Annotated in this window: 15 protein-coding genes and 1 pseudogene; 12 read left to right on the forward strand and 4 right to left on the reverse strand. The window is 63.5% G+C overall.

All coding sequences use genetic code 11. From position 1 onward, the window contains the following. The first annotated feature begins 38 nt into the window (after nucleotides 1-38). Nucleotides 39-1109, forward strand: a complete 1071-nt coding sequence (locus tag VFW72_RS11035; RefSeq protein ID WP_329674346.1) for a phospholipase — start codon at nucleotides 39-41, stop codon at nucleotides 1107-1109. Between the two features lie 27 nt (nucleotides 1110-1136). Beyond that, entirely contained in the window at nucleotides 1137-2489 is a 1353-nt protein-coding gene (locus VFW72_RS11040; RefSeq protein ID WP_329674347.1) for a hemolysin family protein, read from the forward strand. Here VFW72_RS11040 and VFW72_RS11045 read toward each other — a convergent pair. Then, entirely contained in the window at nucleotides 2459-3595 is a 1137-nt protein-coding gene (locus tag VFW72_RS11045; RefSeq protein WP_329674348.1) for an iron-containing alcohol dehydrogenase, read from the reverse strand. The two genes, VFW72_RS11040 and VFW72_RS11045, sit on opposite strands and share 31 nt — an antisense overlap. Nucleotides 3596-3665: 70 nt before the next feature. Between VFW72_RS11045 and VFW72_RS11050 the strand changes: the two genes are divergently transcribed. The 7 genes from VFW72_RS11050 (at nucleotide 3666) to VFW72_RS11080 (ending at nucleotide 12816) form a co-directional block, all read left to right on the forward strand. After that, on the forward strand, nucleotides 3666-5201 hold the full coding sequence (locus VFW72_RS11050) for an ArnT family glycosyltransferase (protein ID WP_329674349.1): 1536 nt from the start codon (nucleotides 3666-3668) through the stop codon (nucleotides 5199-5201). 178 nt (nucleotides 5202-5379) lie between these two features. Next, the gene (locus VFW72_RS11055) at nucleotides 5380-6153 is read left to right on the forward strand and encodes a TetR/AcrR family transcriptional regulator (RefSeq protein WP_329674350.1); all 774 of its coding nucleotides are present in this window, start codon (nucleotides 5380-5382) and stop codon (nucleotides 6151-6153) included. A gap of 179 nt (nucleotides 6154-6332) precedes the next feature. Continuing rightward, entirely contained in the window at nucleotides 6333-7742 is a 1410-nt protein-coding gene (locus VFW72_RS11060; protein ID WP_329674351.1) for a 3-oxoacyl-ACP reductase, read from the forward strand. Between the two features lie 20 nt (nucleotides 7743-7762). Beyond that, entirely contained in the window at nucleotides 7763-8623 is an 861-nt protein-coding gene (locus VFW72_RS11065; protein WP_329674352.1) for a MaoC family dehydratase, read from the forward strand. 55 nt (nucleotides 8624-8678) lie between these two features. Next, the gene (locus tag VFW72_RS11070) at nucleotides 8679-9974 is read left to right on the forward strand and encodes an acetyl-CoA C-acetyltransferase (protein ID WP_329674353.1); all 1296 of its coding nucleotides are present in this window, start codon (nucleotides 8679-8681) and stop codon (nucleotides 9972-9974) included. 155 nt (nucleotides 9975-10129) lie between these two features. Then, nucleotides 10130-11872: an AMP-binding protein gene (locus tag VFW72_RS11075; RefSeq protein WP_329674354.1), complete on the forward strand. Its 1743-nt coding sequence runs from the start codon at nucleotides 10130-10132 to the stop codon at nucleotides 11870-11872. Between the two features lie 77 nt (nucleotides 11873-11949). Continuing rightward, complete coding sequence (locus VFW72_RS11080) at nucleotides 11950-12816, forward strand: YbgC/FadM family acyl-CoA thioesterase (protein ID WP_329674355.1); 867 nt, start codon at nucleotides 11950-11952, stop codon at nucleotides 12814-12816. Here the strand turns inward: VFW72_RS11080 and VFW72_RS11085 are convergent. From VFW72_RS11085 to VFW72_RS11095, 3 genes are all read right to left on the reverse strand, one after another. Beyond that, nucleotides 12806-13816 (reverse strand): NRDE family protein, encoded by a 1011-nt coding sequence (locus VFW72_RS11085; RefSeq protein WP_329674356.1) that lies wholly within the window; start codon nucleotides 13814-13816, stop codon nucleotides 12806-12808. The two genes, VFW72_RS11080 and VFW72_RS11085, sit on opposite strands and share 11 nt — an antisense overlap. A 20-nt stretch (nucleotides 13817-13836) precedes the next feature. Further along, nucleotides 13837-14166, reverse strand: a complete 330-nt coding sequence (locus VFW72_RS11090; RefSeq protein WP_329674357.1) for a DUF4936 family protein — start codon at nucleotides 14164-14166, stop codon at nucleotides 13837-13839. A 109-nt stretch (nucleotides 14167-14275) separates the two neighbouring features. Beyond that, nucleotides 14276-15232 (reverse strand): folate-binding protein, encoded by a 957-nt coding sequence (locus VFW72_RS11095; protein WP_329674358.1) that lies wholly within the window; start codon nucleotides 15230-15232, stop codon nucleotides 14276-14278. A gap of 25 nt (nucleotides 15233-15257) precedes the next feature. Between VFW72_RS11095 and mltG the strand changes: the two genes are divergently transcribed. From mltG to VFW72_RS11110, 3 genes and pseudogenes are all read left to right on the forward strand, one after another. Beyond that, nucleotides 15258-16322 carry an endolytic transglycosylase MltG gene (mltG, locus tag VFW72_RS11100; protein WP_329674366.1) on the forward strand — a complete coding sequence of 355 codons (1065 nt, stop codon included), beginning with the start codon at nucleotides 15258-15260 and terminating at the stop codon, nucleotides 16320-16322. After that, entirely contained in the window at nucleotides 16319-16942 is a 624-nt protein-coding gene (gene tmk / locus VFW72_RS11105; protein ID WP_329674359.1) for a dTMP kinase, read from the forward strand. The genes mltG and tmk overlap by 4 nt, the downstream gene beginning before the upstream one ends. Then, nucleotides 16939-17528, forward strand: a pseudogene (locus tag VFW72_RS11110) (DNA polymerase III subunit delta'); the annotation flags it as partial. The gene tmk and the pseudogene VFW72_RS11110, both read left to right, overlap by 4 nt.

Consider the following 17528-nt stretch of genomic DNA (forward strand, 5'->3'; position numbering starts at 1 on the left):
TCTGATCATTCTGGCACGCTCAGGTATTCTTGCCACCCATGAAGGCACTGCACATTCACGTTGGCGAGCGGGCCCGCCGCCATATCGCGTCTCATGGCTTGTCACCTCAAGACGTGCGGCTGGTACCGGCTGCGGCAGGGGGTCCCAAAGGGCTCATCCTCAACCATCTGGACCAACACCTGTTTGGACACTGGTTGCCGCAAGGCGGGCACACGGTGCACCTGGTGGGCGCATCGATTGGTGCATGGCGCATGGCCACGGCGGCCATGGCCGATCCGCTCAAGGCCTTCAAGGATCTGGCCAGCGGCTACATCCAGCAGAACATCGAGCCGGAAGTCGGCCGCAAGATGCCGAGTTCCAAGCGCATCACGGCGGGCTTCATCGACACGCTGCGTGACTTCTTCGGCGACAGCGTGCCAGGCATGCTGCAACACCCCAGGTACCAGTTGCACGTGCTGACCTCGCGGGGGCGTCAGGTGCTGCGCAAGGGTACCCCGTCGCGCACGGTGGTCGGCTTCACGGGCCTGGCACTGGGCAATGCCATGTCCAGAAAAGCAGTGGGGCTGTTCCTGGAGCGCACGGTGTTCTCCACCGCCGGCGAAGCCTTGCCCGTGCCTCTGAACGACCTGCCAACCGGTCGCGTCGAGCTGGACCGTTCCAACTTCATGCCCGCCATGCTGGCCTCGTGCAGCATCCCCTTCATGCTGGAAGCCGTCAACGACATCCCCGGTGCCAAGCCCGGTTCACACTGGGACGGCGGTATCGTGGATTACCACTTTCACTGGCATTACTCGGCCATGAACCAGGGGCTGGTGCTGTATCCGCACTTCCAACAACGCGTGGTGCCGGGCTGGCTGGACAAGGCCTTGAAATGGCGCCACAAGGCCAGTCCCTGGCTGGACAACATGGTCCTGCTGGCGCCCAGCCCGCAATGGGTAGCCTCTTTGCCTGGCGGCAAGCTGCCGGATCGCAATGACTTCGCGGGCATGAGTTACGAGCAGCGCGTGAAGGTGTGGACGCAGGCGGTGGCGGCGGCCGAAGCCTTGTCCGACGAATGGCAGGATTGGTTGCGTCGTGGCTGCCCGACGGATGAGTTGCGCCCGATCTGAGGCGAGGCTTGTGGCTACACTGGTCAGATGGATTCACTCTCCAGTCTTCTATTGATCGCAGCGCTGATTGCTGCCAGTGCCTTTTTCTCTGTCGCCGAGATGTCCGTGGCGGCGGCAAGGCGTTTGCGCCTGCGCCAGATGGCGGATGGGGGCGACCAGCGCGCGCAGCGAGTCCTGGCCGTGCAGGCCGAGCCTGGGGACTTTTTCACGGCCATCCAGATTGGCATGAATACGGTGGCCATCCTGGGCGGCGTGGTGGGTGAGCAAGCCTTTGCCCCCTTGATTTCCCCCCTGCTGCAACGCCTGCAGGTGCCGTCAACGCATGCTGAAACGCTGGCGTCCGTGGCATCGTTCGTGATGGTGACCAGCCTGTTCATCCTGCTGGCAGACCTCTTCCCCAAGCGCCTGGGCATGAGCGCCCCCGAGCAGGTCGCCGTGAGGGTCGTCGGCCCCATGCACTTTGTGCTCGGCTTGCTCAAGCCCATCGTCTGGTTGTTCAAGCGCCTGACCGATGCCCTGTTCAAGCTGCTTGGCCTGTCCGATCACCGCGACGAAGCGGTCACACCAGACGACATCCTCGCCATGGCCGCGGCCGGTGCCGAAGCCGGTGTGCTGGCCGGCGCCGAGCACCGGGTCATCGAAAACGTGTTCGAGCTCGACACCCGCCTGGTCACCAGCTCCATGACGGCGCGTGACCACGTCATCCACTTCCTGCTCGACGACAGCGAGACCCTGATCAAGGCCCGCATCGACCAATACCCGCACTCGACCTACCTGGTGTGCGATGGCGACATCGACCATGTGGTGGGTTACGTGGATTCGAAGGACCTGCTCAGCCGCGTGTTGAACAACCAGCCCATTGCCTTGCATTCGGAAGGTCTGATCAAGAAGGTGCTGATGGTGCCCGACCGCATCACCCTGTCGGAGATGCTCACGCAGTTCAGGCAGGCCTTCGAGGACTTTGCCGTCATTGTCAACGAATACAGCCTGGTGGTGGGCATCATCACGATCAACGATGTGATGAGCACCGTGATGGGCAGCCTGATGGCGCCGCTCGATGAAGAGCAGATCGTGCAGCGCGATGCCGACTCCTGGCTCATTGATGGCATCACGCCCATCGAGGACGTGTTGCGCGCGCTCGATCTCGACAGCCTGCCGTATCAGGAAGACTACGAGACCATCGCCGGCTTCATGATGGTCATGCTGCGGCGCATCCCCAGGCGGACCGATTCGGTGTCCTGGGGCGGCTTCCGCTTCGAGGTGATGGACGTCGACAGCTACAAGATCGACCAGATCATGGTGACGCGCGAGGCGTCGCCGGGCGAGGGCGCCTCACCCGGCCTGGGCGATCACATCGAGGCCGAGAGCAGGTCCATGTAATCGTCCGCCGTGGCGATACGGGGATTGGTCTTGTGGCAGTGATCGGCCAGCGCGCCCGTCACGATCTTGTCGAACCACTCACGCTGCACGCCCAGTTCGGCCAGGCCCTTGGGCAGGCCCAGGCGGGCGTTCATGTCGCGGATGGCCTCCGGGATATCGGCTGCGTTGCGCAAGCCCATGGCATGGGCCATGCGCTCCAGTCGGCGTTCCTTCTGGATGGATTCGGCCGCGGCGTTGAACTTGATGACTTCAGGCAGGAACATGGCGTTCAGCGTGCCGTGGTGCAGCTTGGGGTTCACGCCACCCAGGCTGTGGCTCAGGCTGTGAACGGCGCCCAGGCCCTTCTGGAAGGCCATCGCGCCCTGCATGGAGGCGCTCATCATGTTGAGACGGGCTTCCCGGTCGCTGCCGTCCTTGGTGGCACGCTCGATGTGGTGCCAGGCGCGTTCCAGGCCATCCAGGGCAATGCCGTCGGCAGGCGGGTTGAAGGCCGGCGCCATGAAGGTCTCCATGCAATGGGCGATGGCGTCCATGCCGGTGGCGGCGGTCAGGGCAGGGGGCAGGCCCAGGGTCAGTTCAGGGTCGCAGATGGCGGCCTTGGGCATCAGGTTCCAGGAGTGGAAGCCCAGCTTGCGCCCGTCGTCCACGATCACGATGGCCCCGCGTGCGACCTCGCTGCCCGTACCTGCTGTGGTCGGCACGGCGATCAACGGCGCAGCCTGTGCGGTGATCCTGGGCGAGCCACCCAGAATGGTCGCGTACTCGGTCAAGGGGCCCGGGTGTGTGGCCATGATGGCCAGGCCTTTGGCCAGGTCAATGCTGGAGCCACCGCCCACAGCAATCAGGCCATCGCACTGGTTGGCCTTCCAGGCTTCATGTGCGGCACGCACCGAGGCTTCCGTGGGATTGGGCGGGGTCTGATCGAACACGGTCACGGGCAGGCCGGTCAGCGCATCCAGGGCCTTTTGCAATACACCCGCCGCACGCACGCCAGCGTCGGTCACGATCAGGGGGCGGCGAATGCCCACGCGCTCACATTCGGATGCCAGCAACTTGATCGCGCCGAACTCGAACTGGATCTGGGTGAGGTACAGGATGGTGGCCATGGTGATGTGTCTCTCTCGCTGTTCGTTTAACTCAGACGGGAGAGACTTTAGCGCGTTTAGACTCGCGTGCATGTCAAGAACATTGCATTCGCCCGACACGACCGCAGCAGCAGCAACCGCCCGTTCACCGGACAGGCCCTGGTTGGTTGTCTGGTGTGTTCTGGCGCTGGTCGCAGCCTGGGTGGCGCTGTCTGCACACACGCACACAGCCTTGCATCACGACATGGCGGAGCAGTTCGTGTGGGCGCATTCGTGGCAACTGGGCTATCCCAAGCATCCGCCCTTGCCAACATGGTTGTTCATGCTGGCGCAAACCTTTCTGCCGCCGCGCCCGGCCACTCTGTATGGCCTGTCTGCCTTGTGCATCGGGCTGACCGGTGTGTTCACCTATCTGGCTTCGCGCGAATTGATGGGGCCGCGTCTGGCCCTGTTTGCTGCCTGTCTGTGGGGGCTCCAGCAACCATTTGGCTGGCGTGCATGGATCTACAACCACAACACCGTGCTTGTCATGACAGTGTCCATGGCGGTGTACTTCGCGGCACGTGCCGCTCGCCGTGGCGAGCAATGGGCCTGGGCGGGCGTCGGTCTCGGGGCTGGCCTGGCCATGTCCACCAAACTGCAGGCTGCCGTACCGCTGGTCGGCATCTTGTGGGCGTTGTGGCGCAGCGGCGTCATGGAAAGCCTGGCGGCCCGCAAAGGGGCGGCCATGGCGGTTCTGCTGGGTGCCCTCGTGAGCGCGGCCCCCTTGCTTTGGATGGCGACCGGCCACACCAATGCGCTGACGTATGCCACCCACCAACTTGGCAGCGGCGAGGCCGAGGGCGAGTCCATGCGGATGGGGCAGTTCATCGTGTCCGAACTGCGCATGCTGGCGCCGGCGCTGTTGGTGCTGATGATCTGGGTGGCGCGTTCATACGGTCAGGCCGGCACGCAAGCGAATGCGCACAGCGCGAGGGGTGACAACCATGCTTTCATACGCGCCTGGGTGGAAGGGTTGCTCTTTGTGCCCATCGCCTTTGTACTGGCCATGGGCATTTTCGGAGGCGCCAAACTGCACGCGCAGTGGGGTGTGCAGACGTTTCAGTTCATGGCCATCGCGCTGGTGGCCTGGTTTGGCGGCCAGTTTGCCAGGAGCCGCACGCGCGCCCTGCTGTTGACCGTGGCCTTGTTTCAAGGCGTGATGCTGGTGGTGGCGGCCTCGCCAGCCGGGCAGCGCCTGCATGCGCCTGGTGCCGTGCAAGGCTATCCGGCGCAGGAACTGGCTGACCGTGTTCAGGCAGATTGGCAGGCGCTTGCGCCCGGATGCGCGCTGCGATATGCAGATGCCCCGTTTTTTGAAGGGGGGCAGTTGTCTGCCTATGGCCGAGGCTTCCCGGCGGTGCGTCAGACGGGCCCCAAGCAAGACAGCCCCTGGATCGACGAGGCGGACATGGAGGCCAAGGGCAGTGTGGTCATGCGTCACCTCGCTCAGCAACTGCCGCCTGACGTGATCCACACGCCGGAGATGGCCTTGGTGCCTCCTCCTCGCGTCAAAGGCGTGGTGCCCATCGTCTGGGGCGTGCGATTACCCAAGGGGCCATGCGAGCCGGATGGGGTCCGGAAATGACAGGCTGAGGAATAAATCACGCATTGCACGCCTGCTCGCCCCCGGGGATTGGGGGAATTGACAAATTTCTATGGCGAGGGTTGTTGCAAAGGCGCCGGTCTGACATACCATACGCACCCAACGATAAAACGGACGTTTGAAACGTTCGTACAGTGTGTACCGTGGAGACCCGTTGACCATGCCCCAGGCCTCGACCCGTCTGTCGCCTGCCGATACGAAAACGCGCATTCTGGATGCCGCGGAGACCCTGTTCGTCACAGGCGGCTTCGAGTCCATGTCAATGCGTCAGATCACCAGTGCAGCTGGCGTCAACCTGGCCGCCGTGAACTACCACTTCGGCAGCAAGGACGCCCTGATCCAGGCCGTGCTGGCACGTCGTCTCGATCCGCTCAACGAGCAGCGCGTGGCCATGCTGGATGCCTTCGAGGCCAACCTGGGTGACAAGCTCACCTGCGAACACATCCTGGTCGCCCTGTTCCTGCCCGCCGTACGCATCTTCCGCAGCGACGAGCCTCAGGCGGACCGCTATCTGCACTTTCTGGGGCGCTCGTACACCGACCCATCGCCCGTCGTGCGCGACTTCATCAACACGCACTACATCCAGACGCTCGGTCGTTTCTTCTTTGCTTTCCAGCGCGCCTTGCCCGAACTCAGCCGCGAGGACCTGGGCTTTCGCCTGAACTTCGCCATGGGGGCCTTGTCCGGCATCCTGGCCGGGGGCAACACGCAGCGCCTGATCCGCGAATTCACGCAGCAGCAGGGCGATCACGAAGCCGTCATCCTGTCGCGCCTGGCTTCACTGATGGTCGCCGCGCTCAAGGCGCCGCTGCCCGGGCCCAATGAAGCCATTCAGTTTGGTGCGATGGCCAATCTGCCGGGTGTCGCCGGCATTGGCCCAGGTGCTGCTGCCTCTGCCAACGATGCCCAGGCGCCTGCGCCGGCGAATGCCTGAACGCTGCGGCACCCGACCATGAACCCGATTTCTTGTCTGTCCCCCGGTCTGACAGGAAAGCCCACACCGATCTGGCGTGGGCTTGACCAGAAGGCTTGCCGTTTGAGCAAGCCGCGTTTTCAACCAGCCATGGCAGGACTGTTCACGTCCGCAGGCTCAACCACCGAAGAGTGTCTCGTATGAAAGACGGTTACCTTGACTTTGCCAACTCGCCCATGGGCGCCAAGCTCATCAATGCCCTGGGGCTGCCCAAGCCGTTGCAGCTGGAGCGTTACAAGGCCGGCCAACCCGTCATTCAAGGCACGGTTCTGATCGGTGGTGGTGGCGAGCCTCAGCTGCTGGACGCCCTGGCAGCTTTCTTCAAGAGCGTCGGTGCACAGAGCCTGGCGCATGAAAAGCTGCCTCAGTGGGTGTCGGTGGCCAACAAGGCTGGCCTGACGACCGGTCGTTGGGGCGGCAACGGCCAGCCTGGCGAAAAGGTCAAGTGCCTGGTGTTTGATGCAACCGGTCTGGACGACAGCACCCAGTCCGACGCCCTGTACTGGTTCTTCCACGACGCCGCCCGCTCGGTGCTGCCTTGCGGCCGTGTGGTCATCCTGGGTCGCCCACCCGCAGAGTGCAAGTCACCCCGCAAGGCCACCATCCAGCGTTCGCTGGAAGGCCTGACCCGTTCGCTGGGCAAGGAACTCAAGAAGGGCATCAACGCCAACCTGGTGTACGTTTCTGAAGGCGCCGAAGGCAACATCGAGTCCACCCTGCGCTTCCTGCTGTCGCCCAAGTCGGCCTATGTGTCGGCTCAGGTGATGCATGTGGGCAAGCCCGTGGGCGACCTGGTCGTGCCCAAGGACTGGAACCTGCCTCTGGCCGGCAAGAAGGTGCTGGTGACCGGTGCCTCGCGTGGTATCGGTGCAGCGATTGCCGAAGTGATGGCCCGTGACGGCGCCCAGGTGATCTGCCTGGACGTGCCTCAGGCTCAGGAAGGCCTCAATGAAGTGGCCAAGAAGCTGGGTGGCACCGCACTGGCCCTGGACATCGGCGCCGCCGACGCACCTCAGAAACTGGTGGATGCAGCCAAGGCGCAAGGCGGCTGGGACGTGGTCGTGCACAACGCCGGCATCACCCGCGACAAGACCATCGCCAACATGAAGGAACACCTGTGGCAACTGGTGGTGAACGTGAACCTGTCGACACAGGAACGCATCAATGAAGCCCTGGTGAGCTCGGGTGCCCTGAAGGCCGGTGGCCGCATCATCTGTGTGTCGTCCATTTCCGGCATCGCCGGCAACATGGGCCAGACCAACTACGCCGTCTCCAAGGCCGGTGTGATCGGCATGGTCAACAGCAGCGCCCCCGTGTTTGCCGAACATGGCATCACCATCAACGCCGTGGCGCCTGGCTTCATCGAAACCCAGATGACCGCTGCCATCCCGTTTGCCATCCGTGAAGCCGGTCGTCGCATGAACTCCATGAGCCAGGGCGGTCAGCCTGTGGACGTGGCTGAAGCCATCGGCTGGTACGCCAGCCCGGCCTCCGCAGGTGTCACGAACAACGTGATCCGTGTCTGCGGTCAGAGCCTGATTGGCGCTTGATCCACGACGACGACCAGATCATGAAGATCATCGAAGTCAACAAGCTGCCCAGTGCCATCGCGCTGAACCTGGGTGCCTTGCGCTCCAGCAGCAAGCGCTCCGGCCCGGTGGATGCCTTGCCAGAGGTCACCTACGTGCGCCCGCGCGTGGTGGTCGATGCCAAGAAGGTCGCGGCCTACGCCAAGGTGTGCGGCTTCAGCAAGGCACATGGTGTGCCCATGCTGTTTGCGCACATGGAAGCCTTCCCGCTGGCCATGATGTATTTCGGCAGCAAGGCCTTCCCATGGCCCGCCATGGGTACCGTGCACCTGGCCAACAGCGCCAAGCTGATCAAGCGCATCAACGCAGGTGACGAGCTGCGCATCGAGATGCGTTCCGGTGAGCTCTATGCACACGACAAGGGTCAGGTTTTCACACTGCACGCCCGCGCCCTGCGCGCTGGCGAAGTGGTGTGGGAAAGCACCTGGACCTTGTTGCGCATGGGCGTACGCAATCCCAAGGGCGCGCCTTACACCAGCGCACTGGTTGACGAGACGCCCGTGTCTCATCAAGCCGATTTCTACGCTGGCGCCGGCATCGGTCGAGCCTACGGTCGTGTCTCTGGTGACATCAACCCGATCCACCTCTCTGCCTTCACGGCCAAGTTTCTGGGCTTTCGCAAGGCCATCGCGCATGGCATGTGGACCAAGGCTCGCGCCCTGGCCATGTTGATGCCCCGTGAAGATGTGGACCACGCCGAAGTCATCGTCGAATTCAAGACCCCGTTGTTCCTGCCGGCTCGCGCCTCCTTGTGGGCTGTGCGTCAGGAGGGCGGCGCCTTGTTCGAAGTGCGCAACGCCAAGGGCGACAAGCCTCATCTGCGTGGCCGCGTGACCTACTGATCGATCGCCACCGTCAGCCATTCAACCTATTCAAAATCGAGAAGGACACCCTCTCATGAACACAACCGTCCGTCGCGTCGCCATCATCGGTGGCAACCGTATTCCCTTCGCCCGTTCCAACACGGTCTACTCGCACGCTTCCAACCAGGAAATGCTGACTGCCACGCTGCAAGGCCTGGTGGACCGCTTCAACCTGCATGGCAAGCGCCTGGGTGACGTCGCTGCCGGCGCCGTGATGAAGCACTCGCGTGACTTCAACCTGGTTCGCGAATGCGTGCTGTCGACAACCCTGTCGCCTGAAACGCCTGCCTACGACCTGCAACAAGCTTGCGGCACGGGCTTGGAAGCCATCATGCTGGTGGCCAACAAGATCGCCCTGGGTCACATCGAGTGCGGTATCGGCGGCGGTGTGGACACCACGTCAGATGCCCCCATCGGCGTCAACGAAAAGATGCGCAAGATCCTGATGGAAGCCAACCGCGCCAAAAGCACGGTCGAGCAACTGAAGATCATCGCCAAGATCCGCCCCAGCATGCTGGTCAAGCCTGCGATCCCCAAGAACGGCGAACCCCGCACCGGCTTCTCGATGGGCGAACACGCCGAACTGATGGCCCGTGAATGGGCGATCCCCCGCGAAGAGCAGGACCAACTGGCTGTCAACAGCCATGCCAACCTGGCCCGCGCTTACAAGGACGGTTTCTTTGCCGACCTGATGACCCCGTTCAAGGGCGTGAGCAAGGACAACAACCTGCGTGAAGGCCTGACCATCGAGAAGCTGCGCTCGCTCAAGCCTTGCTTCGACAAGAAGGTCGCACCTGGCCAAGGTACGCTGACACCCGGCAACTCCACGCCGCTGACCGATGGCGCGTCTGCCGTGCTGCTGGGCAGCGAAGAATGGGCCAAGGCCAACAACCTGCCCGTGCTGGCCTACATCACCTTCGCCGAAGTGGCTGCCGTCGACTTCTTCGGCCCCAAGAAGGAAGGCCTGCTGATGGCGCCTGCCTACGCCGTGCCCCGCATGCTGGCTCGCGCCGGCATCAGCCTGCAGGACTTCGATTTCTATGAAATCCACGAAGCCTTCGCCGCTCAGGTGCTGTGCACACTGAAGGCCTGGGAAGATCCCAAGTACTGCAAGGAAAAGCTGGGCCTCGACAAGCCGCTGGGCAAGATCGATCGCAGCAAGCTCAACATCAACGGCAGCTCGCTGGCTGCTGGCCACCCCTTCGCCGCAACCGGTGGCCGTATCGTCGCCACGCTGGCGAAGATGCTGTCGCAAAAGGGTTCGGGCCGCGGCCTGATCTCGATCTGTGCAGCTGGCGGCCAAGGTGTCGTCGCGATCATCGAGCGTTAATTTTTTCCTGATTTCCCGGGGCGGAAAACCCTTAAAGGGTGCCCCGGGATTGATACACTCCGTCACTTGACCAGGCGTCCCGCATCAACCGAGAGGTGGATGTGGGCACAAAGCCATCCTGCCGTCAGTCCAGGCAGGCACATGAGGAGATCCGGATGACCCAATCAGCCGCTGCGTCGGCTTCGCCCGCACAGTCCATCGTCAACCCAGATGGGTCGACCAACCGTATCTGGTTGTCGTCCTATGTGAAGGGTGTGCCGCACGACATCGATGTCAACAAGTACAGTTCGCTGAACCAGTACTTCGACGAGTGCATCAACAAGTACCGCAACCGTCCGGGCTTCGTCAGCATCGGCACGGAAATGTCGTACGACCGACTGGACCGTCTGGTCAATGCCTTTGCGAGCTGGTTGCAAAGCCAGGGCGTGAAAAAGGGTGATCGCGTGTCGATCATGCTGCCCAACACCTTCCAGTATCCGGTGTGCCTTTTCGCCGTGCTGAAAATCGGCGCCGTGGTGGTCAACGTCAACCCGCTGTACACCCCGCGTGAACTGAATCACCAGCTCAAGGACTCCGGCGCTGAAACCATCATCGTGATGGAGACCTTCGCCAAGACCCTGCAGGAAGCCTTGCCTGGCACCAAGGTCAAGCGCATCGTGCTGACCCAGATCGGTGACCTGCTATCCGACGGTTTCCTGAACCTCAAGGGCCGCGCGCTGAATTTCGTGCTGCGCAATGTGCAGAAGATGGTGCCCGAGTACAGCCTGCCTGGCGCAGTCTGGATCCGTGATGTGCTCAAGGCTGGGGCCAAGACCAAGGTCAAGCCTGTGGAAGTCAAGCAGGAAGACCTCGCCTTCCTGCAGTACACCGGCGGTACAACCGGTGTGGCCAAGGGTGCCATGCTCACGCACCGCAACGTGCTGGCCAACTGCCAGCAGGCGCTCGCATTTGCCGAAGGCCAGCTGACCGGCGACACCGAGACCGTGGTCACGCCACTGCCGCTGTATCACATCTTCTCGCTGACCGTGAACTGCCTGATCTTCATGGCGCTCGGCGGTCGCAACATCCTGATCGCCAACCCGCGTGACACCAAGCGCGTGATGATGATCCTCAAGAACGAGAACTTCAGCGGCATCACCTGCGTGAACACGCTGTACTCGTCCTTCCTGGATGATCCTGATTTCCGCAAGCGCGACTTCTCCAACCTGAAGCTGGCTGTGGCCGGTGGCATGGCCCTGCAACGCTCGATCGCCGAGCGCTGGAAGGAAGTCACCGGCAACTCCATCGTCGAAGGCTATGGCCTGACCGAGTGCTCGCCCATCGTGACGCAAGCCCCGGTGGACATCAGCAAGCCAGGTCCTGCCTTCACAGGCTCGATCGGCGTGCCCGTGCCCTCGACCGAAGTGCGCAACCGCCGTGACGATGGCACCTGGGCCAACATCGGTGAGCCCGGCGAGCTGTGCGTGCGTGGCCCTCAGGTGATGAAGGGTTACTGGCAGCGTCCTGAGGAAACCGCCAAGGTCATCGACAGCGAAGGCTGGCTGGCCACTGGCGACATCGCCGTGATGGACGAGCAAGGCTTCCTCAAGATCGTGGACCGCAAGAAGGACATGATCCTGGTTTCCGGCTTCAACGTGTACCCCAACGAAATCGAAGACGTTGTGGCCATGCACCCTGATGTCAAGGAATGTGCGGCTGTGGGCGTGCCCGACGAAGTGGCTGGCGAGCGCGTGAAGATCATCATCGTGCCGCGCAACCCTGGTCTGACCAAGGAAGCCGTCATCGAGCACTGCCGCAAGAGCCTGACGGGCTACAAGATCCCCCGCATCGTCGAGTTCCGCAACGAAGAGTTGCCCAAGACGCCTGTGGGCAAGATCCTGCGCCGCGAACTGCGCTGAGCCCCCTCAGTTTCTGCTTCGCCACACACCAACCCGCCCGGTTCGCCGCGCGGGTTTTTTCATGCACGATGACAGCCATGACACGCCCCGCCGATTTCAGCTTTTCCCACCGCCTGCGCGTGCGCTGGATGGAGGTGGATGCCCAGCAAGTGGTCTTCAATGGCCACTACCTGACCTATCTGGATGTGGGCATCTCGGAGTATTGGCGCGCCGTGGGCCTGCCTTACCCTGAAGGCGTCAAGCACGAGCAAGGCGATATCTTCGTGCGCCGCAATACGCTGGAATACCACGCACCGGCTCGCCTGGATGACTGGCTGGACATCGGCGTGCGATGCGAGCGCATCGGCAACTCGTCCATCACCATCGCCTGGGCGATCTGGGCGCAAGGACGGCTGCTGGTAACCGGCGAAACCGTTTACGTGCACACCAGCTTGCTCACCGGCAAATCTGCGCCGGTTCCCGAGTCGATCCGACGGCAGATCGAGCAGCATGCGCAAGGGCAGCCCGTGCATCAGATCGTGTGCGGTGCCTGGCAAGACATGGCCGAGGCCGCTCGGGCCGTACGGATCGCCGTGTTCGTGCAGGAGCAGGGCATAGACGAATCCGAAGAATGGGATGACGACGATGCGGGCGCCATCCACGCCGTGGCCCGCAACCTCGCTGGATTGCCGCTGGCGACAGGGCGCCTGATCTTCTTGGGATTGGAGCCGGGCCACGCCAGGATCGGACGCATGGCCGTGCTGCGTAGCACCCGCGGGATTGGTCTGGGAGACGAGGTCCTCCAGGCGCTCATGGGCGAGGCGCGCTCACGCGGACTGCAGCATCTCAGCCTGAATGCTCAGGTCAGCGCGCAGGCTTTTTACGCCCGCCATGGATTCAAGCCGGAAGGCGAGGTGTTCGACGAGGTCGGCATTCCTCACCAGCGCATGACGCTCACACTTTGAGTGGTCGCACCCGGCTGCTCTTGATCAGGCTGCGCGCGCGCGACTTGCGGGCTGGACCAGCCCCTGACGACGCATCCGGCAGCGCGTGGTTGTCGATCTCCGAGACCGGGCTGCTCTCGAACGCCTCGTCGTGCCGCATGGATGGCGGCGGCAGCGTGGCGTCCAGCTTGGCCACTTCGGCTTCGGCCATCGTGTGGCGTGGCGGCCAGTTCTTGAGTGTGACACGACGCAACAGCGCCATGTTCGATGTCGGCGTGAACGTGCGCTCCAGCACATGCGTCACCAGGCGCTTGTTGACGCGCTCGGTGATCACCACGGTGGAGCAGCGCGTGCCATACAAGCCGTTTTCCGACTTGATGAAGGCCGGCGACAGCAGACGCTCCCATTCCAGGGAGACGCCCGTATGCGGCAGTTGCTCATCCGGTGCTGGCGTGGGATCGGCCAGCGCCTCGAACAGGCTGTTGATCAACACCTCGGTATCGCCAGCCTGTGACACGGCCTGACGCAGCTTCGCCTTGAGTTGCTGGACCTTGGGCCAGGGTGTGTTCAGTATCGCGTTGGACAGGCCGAACACGCCGCGCTGCAAGCGCTCGGGAAACAGCTTGCGGTTGTTGACCCAGAAGCACTCGCCGGCGGCGAAGTCCAGGGCCAGCATGTTGAAGCCGTTGTAGCCGGAAATCGCCAGACGGGGCCACAGCATGGGCATGGTCGTGTCGCCCTTGAGCCACTGGGGCACGATCTGCCCGCGCGAAGGCGCTTGCGGATCCATGTCCTGCGGATTGCGGATGTTGGTGATCAGGCCCAGGCGTCCGTGGGCAGTCAGACCCAGCCAGGTGCCGCCGGCATGCAGATCGCGACCACCCAGGATGGGAGGCCCGCCATCTTCAGGCTCCCACCAGCCCAGGCGGGCGGCGGGGCGGTCATAGAACTCGTCCCGATTGGCGGCCAGCACAAAAGGGAAACGACTGCTTTGGTCGAGAGCCAGGGCTACCAGGCACATCGGGAACCTCTTTACTCGGGTCAGGCAGGCTCGCCACGAGGGCTGGCTGCCATGGGGCAAAACACTTCCGTGTGACGCGGTCCGATCAAGTCTGGCGGCAAGGCCTTGACCAGGGCTGCCAGGCTCTGCTCGCACGCCTGGCTGATGCCGGATGGGTGTTCGTAGACCTCCATCCAGGTGTGCGCTTGTGCATCCGTCGCCGTATCGGCGCGCTGCATCAAGCGCGCGTTCAGGCCAGGATACGCCTCGCGCAACTGGGCGTGGATGGCATCCACGGCACGGCGAGCGGCATCCTGCAGAGGCACAGGCACGCGGTAGTACACGAACAGTGATCGGGGCGCGTCAGACATATCGAACTTGTCACTGGAAGGCAGCGTAACCGATGATGCAGCGCCGCAATGTGCCCCAAGGTAACAAGGCCGCAGAAACGCGGCCTTGTAGCGTTAAGGAATTGGCGGCTCAGGCGGCTTCTTCGGCCTGAGGCAACTCGTAGGGCAGGGCGCCCATGGTCAGGGCCGCGCCGTCAGCTGAGCCCGCGCGCAGATCGCTGCCCAAGGCACTCAGTTTCAATTCCACCAGCGCGCTGTGCACGCCGTTGGCCGACGCACTGTTGATCACCAGGCCAGCGGGTTGAGCCGGGTCTGCCGCGCTGAAAACCTCCTGCCCCGGCTGCAGCGCTGCAGCGGCATGCACCACGAACGCGCGGCGCTTGGTCGTGCCACGGTATTGGCTGCGCGCGACCACTTCCTGGCCGGGGTAACAGCCCTTCTTGAAGTTCACGCCGCCAATCAGCTCGAAATTGATCATCTGGGGCACGAACTGATCAACGGTGGCCGCTTCGATGCGGGGCAGCCCGCTCATCACATCCAGCCACTGCCAGGCACCGGCATCCAGGGCAGGCAGGGTCGCCACCAGGGCCTGCGCATCGGCTTTTGGCCCAACCCAGTACCAGCGTCTGGCGCCGAGCACCGCAGGCAGGCCGACCAGCCAGCCATTCATGACAGGCTGAACCTGCCATGGCGCGACGGCCGCGGCATCACCGAGATGCGCAGCAGCGGGCTCACCCAGCAGGCCAACCACGGCCATCGACGCGCCGGCGTCGCTGAGTTTCACCTTGGAGCGCAGCACGAACATCGACAAACGCTTGAGCAGACCTGGCAGCACCTGGCTGTCGGTCAGCATCAGAATCTGCTCGGGTGCAGGGCGCAGGTTCAGCAAACTCGCCAGCATGCGGCCCTTGGCCGAACAGTAGGCGGCCAGTCGCGCCTCCTGGGCGGTCTGGCCATTGACGTCCTGGCTGAACTGACCGTGCAGAAAGCTGGCAGCGTCGGCGCCTTCGGCTGCCATGATGCCCAGATCGGACAAAAGCAGGGCGCCGCCCCACGAAGTTGGATCAGGAAGTTGGATGGAGCTCATGGGCCTCATTATCATCACGCCCGTCATGCATCAGAAATCACACCGCGTGTATCCCACTTCCTCCGTACGGCAAAAGGGCGGCGTCTTGCGCGCGCTGCTGGGTTTGCTGATCGCCGCCGCGCTGGCGCTGGGCGGCGGGGCTTACTGGTGGCTGAACCAGCCCTTGCGCCTGACCAGCCCGTCGATCGAGCTGGCGGTGGAGGCCGGTGCCACGCCGCGCGACATTGCCCGCGACTGGGTGGAAGCCGGCGTCGACGCCTCGCCGTGGATGCTCTACCAGTGGTTCAAGCTGTCGGGTCAGTCGCGCCAGATGCGCGCTGGCAGCTACGAACTGGTGCTGGGCGCCACCCCGCGCGATTTGTTGCGCATGATGGTGCGTGGCGACGAGCGCCTTTCCGTGGTCAAGCTGATCGACGGGTGGACTTTCCGGCGCTTCAGGGCCGAGTTGGCGCAGGCGGACGGGCTCAAGCAAACGACCGCGAGCCTGACTGACGCCGAGATCATGGTGCAACTGGGCCAACCGGGCACACCTGCAGAGGGGCACTTCTTCCCCGACACCTATTCTTACGCCAAGGGCAGCACGGACATCGCTGTGATGAGGCGCGCGCTGCACGCCATGCAGAAGCACCTGGATGCGGCCTGGGCGCAACGCCAGGCCAATACCTCGGTCAAGACACCGGAGGAGGCGCTGACGCTGGCCTCGATCGTGGAAAAGGAAACCGGCCGGGAGTCCGACCGCCCGATGATCTCTGGCGTGTTCAACAACCGCCTGCGCGTGGGGATGCCTTTGCAGACCGATCCCACCGTGATCTACGGCCTGGGCGATCAGTTCGATGGCAATTTGCGCCGAGTCCATCTCCAGACGGACACACCCTTCAACACCTACACCCGCACCGGCCTGCCGCCTACGCCGATTGCCATGCCTGGCAAGGCCGCCTTGCTGGCCGCCGTGAGGCCGGCCGACACCAAAGCGCTGTATTTCGTGGCACGCGGTGACGGCAGCAGTGCCTTCAGCGCCACACTGGCTGAGCATAATCGGGCAGTCAACCAGTACCAGCGTGCACAACGCAATCCCGGAAAGAGTCCATGAGCATCCATAAGGGCCGATTCATCACCTTCGAAGGCATCGACGGCGCCGGCAAGACCACGCACATGGACGCGCTGGAGCAAGCCTGGCGGCGAGCCGGCCGCGAGGTCGTCCGCACACGCGAGCCGGGCGGCACCCCACTGGCTGAAAAACTGCGTGGCCTGTTTCTGCACGACGCCATGGACCCGCTTACCGAAGCGCTGCTGGTGTTCGCGGCCCGGCGTGACCACATCCAGACGGTGATCCAGCCCGCACTGGCACGTGGCGCCTGGGTGCTGTGTGATCGCTTCACCGACGCCACGTTTGCCTACCAGGGCGGTGGCAGAGGCTTCGATCAGACGGTGCTGGGCACGCTGGAAGGCTGGGTGCAAGATGGCTTGCAGCCGGATCTCACCTTGCTGTTTGACCTGGACCCAGCCATTGCGGCCGCGCGCCTGAGCGCCGCCCGACAACCAGATCGTTTCGAAGCCCAGGATCAGGCTTTTTTCGAGCGCGTTCGTGGCGCTTACCTGACTCGTCAACAAGCGCATCCTGCGCGATTTGCCGTGATCCAGGCAGACCAGACCCAGGCGGACGTTGCGGCGCAGATTCAGTCAGCGCTGACTCAAAGGGGCTTGCTGTGAGCGAACCTCGCGCTGCCTTGTGGCCCTGGCTGGAAAAGCCGCTCGAAGCCGCCCTGGCGCAACTCAGCAGCCACGCGGCGCTGTTGCACGGCCCGGAAGGCGTCGGCCAGTTCGAATTTGCGCTGGCGTTGGCGCGCGCCTGGTTGTGTGAAAGCCAGCCGGCAGGCCAGGCCCATGCACCCGCCTGCGGTCGTTGCGCCAGTTGCCACCTGATCGACGCGGGCTCGCACCCGGATCTGATGGTGATCCTGCCCGAGGCCTTGCAGGCCAGCCTGGGATGGCAAGCCGCAGGTGAAGAAGCCGACAGTGGCAGCGAGAAATCCGGCAAGACCAAAAAGCTGAGCCAGGAAATCAAGGTGGATGCCATCCGCGCGGTGGTGCAGTTTTCGCAGAACACGGCTTCGCGTGGCCGGGCCAAGGTGGTGCTGGTGCACCCGGCCGAGCGCATGAACCTGATCTCGGCCAATACGCTGCTGAAAACGCTGGAAGAGCCTCCCGGGCAGGTGAGATTCGTCCTCAGCGGCGCGACGCTGGATGAGCTGCTGCCCACGGTCCGCAGCCGTTGTCAGGCCTGGCGTTTGCCGCT

The organism is Aquabacterium sp. (genome assembly GCF_036273115.1).
Taxonomy (GTDB): Bacteria; Pseudomonadota; Gammaproteobacteria; order Burkholderiales; family Burkholderiaceae_C; genus Aquabacterium.

What these genes read in the sequence shown, in the direction of transcription:
- VFW72_RS11090 (WP_329674357.1), bottom strand. Translation starts at nt 14,166, where the DNA reads ATGTCTGACGCGCCCCGATCACTGTTCGTGTACTACCGCGTGCCTGTG.
- VFW72_RS11055 (WP_329674350.1), top strand. Translation starts at nt 5,380, where the DNA reads ATGCCCCAGGCCTCGACCCGTCTGTCGCCTGCCGATACGAAAACGCGC.
- VFW72_RS11095 (WP_329674358.1), bottom strand. Translation starts at nt 15,232, where the DNA reads ATGAGCTCCATCCAACTTCCTGATCCAACTTCGTGGGGCGGCGCCCTG.
- VFW72_RS11075 (WP_329674354.1), top strand. Translation starts at nt 10,130, where the DNA reads ATGACCCAATCAGCCGCTGCGTCGGCTTCGCCCGCACAGTCCATCGTC.
- VFW72_RS11035 (WP_329674346.1), top strand. Translation starts at nt 39, where the DNA reads ATGAAGGCACTGCACATTCACGTTGGCGAGCGGGCCCGCCGCCATATC.
- VFW72_RS11080 (WP_329674355.1), top strand. Translation starts at nt 11,950, where the DNA reads ATGACACGCCCCGCCGATTTCAGCTTTTCCCACCGCCTGCGCGTGCGC.
- VFW72_RS11070 (WP_329674353.1), top strand. Translation starts at nt 8,679, where the DNA reads ATGAACACAACCGTCCGTCGCGTCGCCATCATCGGTGGCAACCGTATT.
- mltG (WP_329674366.1), top strand. Translation starts at nt 15,258, where the DNA reads ATGCATCAGAAATCACACCGCGTGTATCCCACTTCCTCCGTACGGCAA.
- VFW72_RS11040 (WP_329674347.1), top strand. Translation starts at nt 1,137, where the DNA reads ATGGATTCACTCTCCAGTCTTCTATTGATCGCAGCGCTGATTGCTGCC.
- VFW72_RS11085 (WP_329674356.1), bottom strand. Translation starts at nt 13,816, where the DNA reads ATGTGCCTGGTAGCCCTGGCTCTCGACCAAAGCAGTCGTTTCCCTTTT.
- VFW72_RS11065 (WP_329674352.1), top strand. Translation starts at nt 7,763, where the DNA reads ATGAAGATCATCGAAGTCAACAAGCTGCCCAGTGCCATCGCGCTGAAC.
- tmk (WP_329674359.1), top strand. Translation starts at nt 16,319, where the DNA reads ATGAGCATCCATAAGGGCCGATTCATCACCTTCGAAGGCATCGACGGC.
- VFW72_RS11045 (WP_329674348.1), bottom strand. Translation starts at nt 3,595, where the DNA reads ATGGCCACCATCCTGTACCTCACCCAGATCCAGTTCGAGTTCGGCGCG.
- VFW72_RS11060 (WP_329674351.1), top strand. Translation starts at nt 6,333, where the DNA reads ATGAAAGACGGTTACCTTGACTTTGCCAACTCGCCCATGGGCGCCAAG.
- VFW72_RS11050 (WP_329674349.1), top strand. Translation starts at nt 3,666, where the DNA reads ATGTCAAGAACATTGCATTCGCCCGACACGACCGCAGCAGCAGCAACC.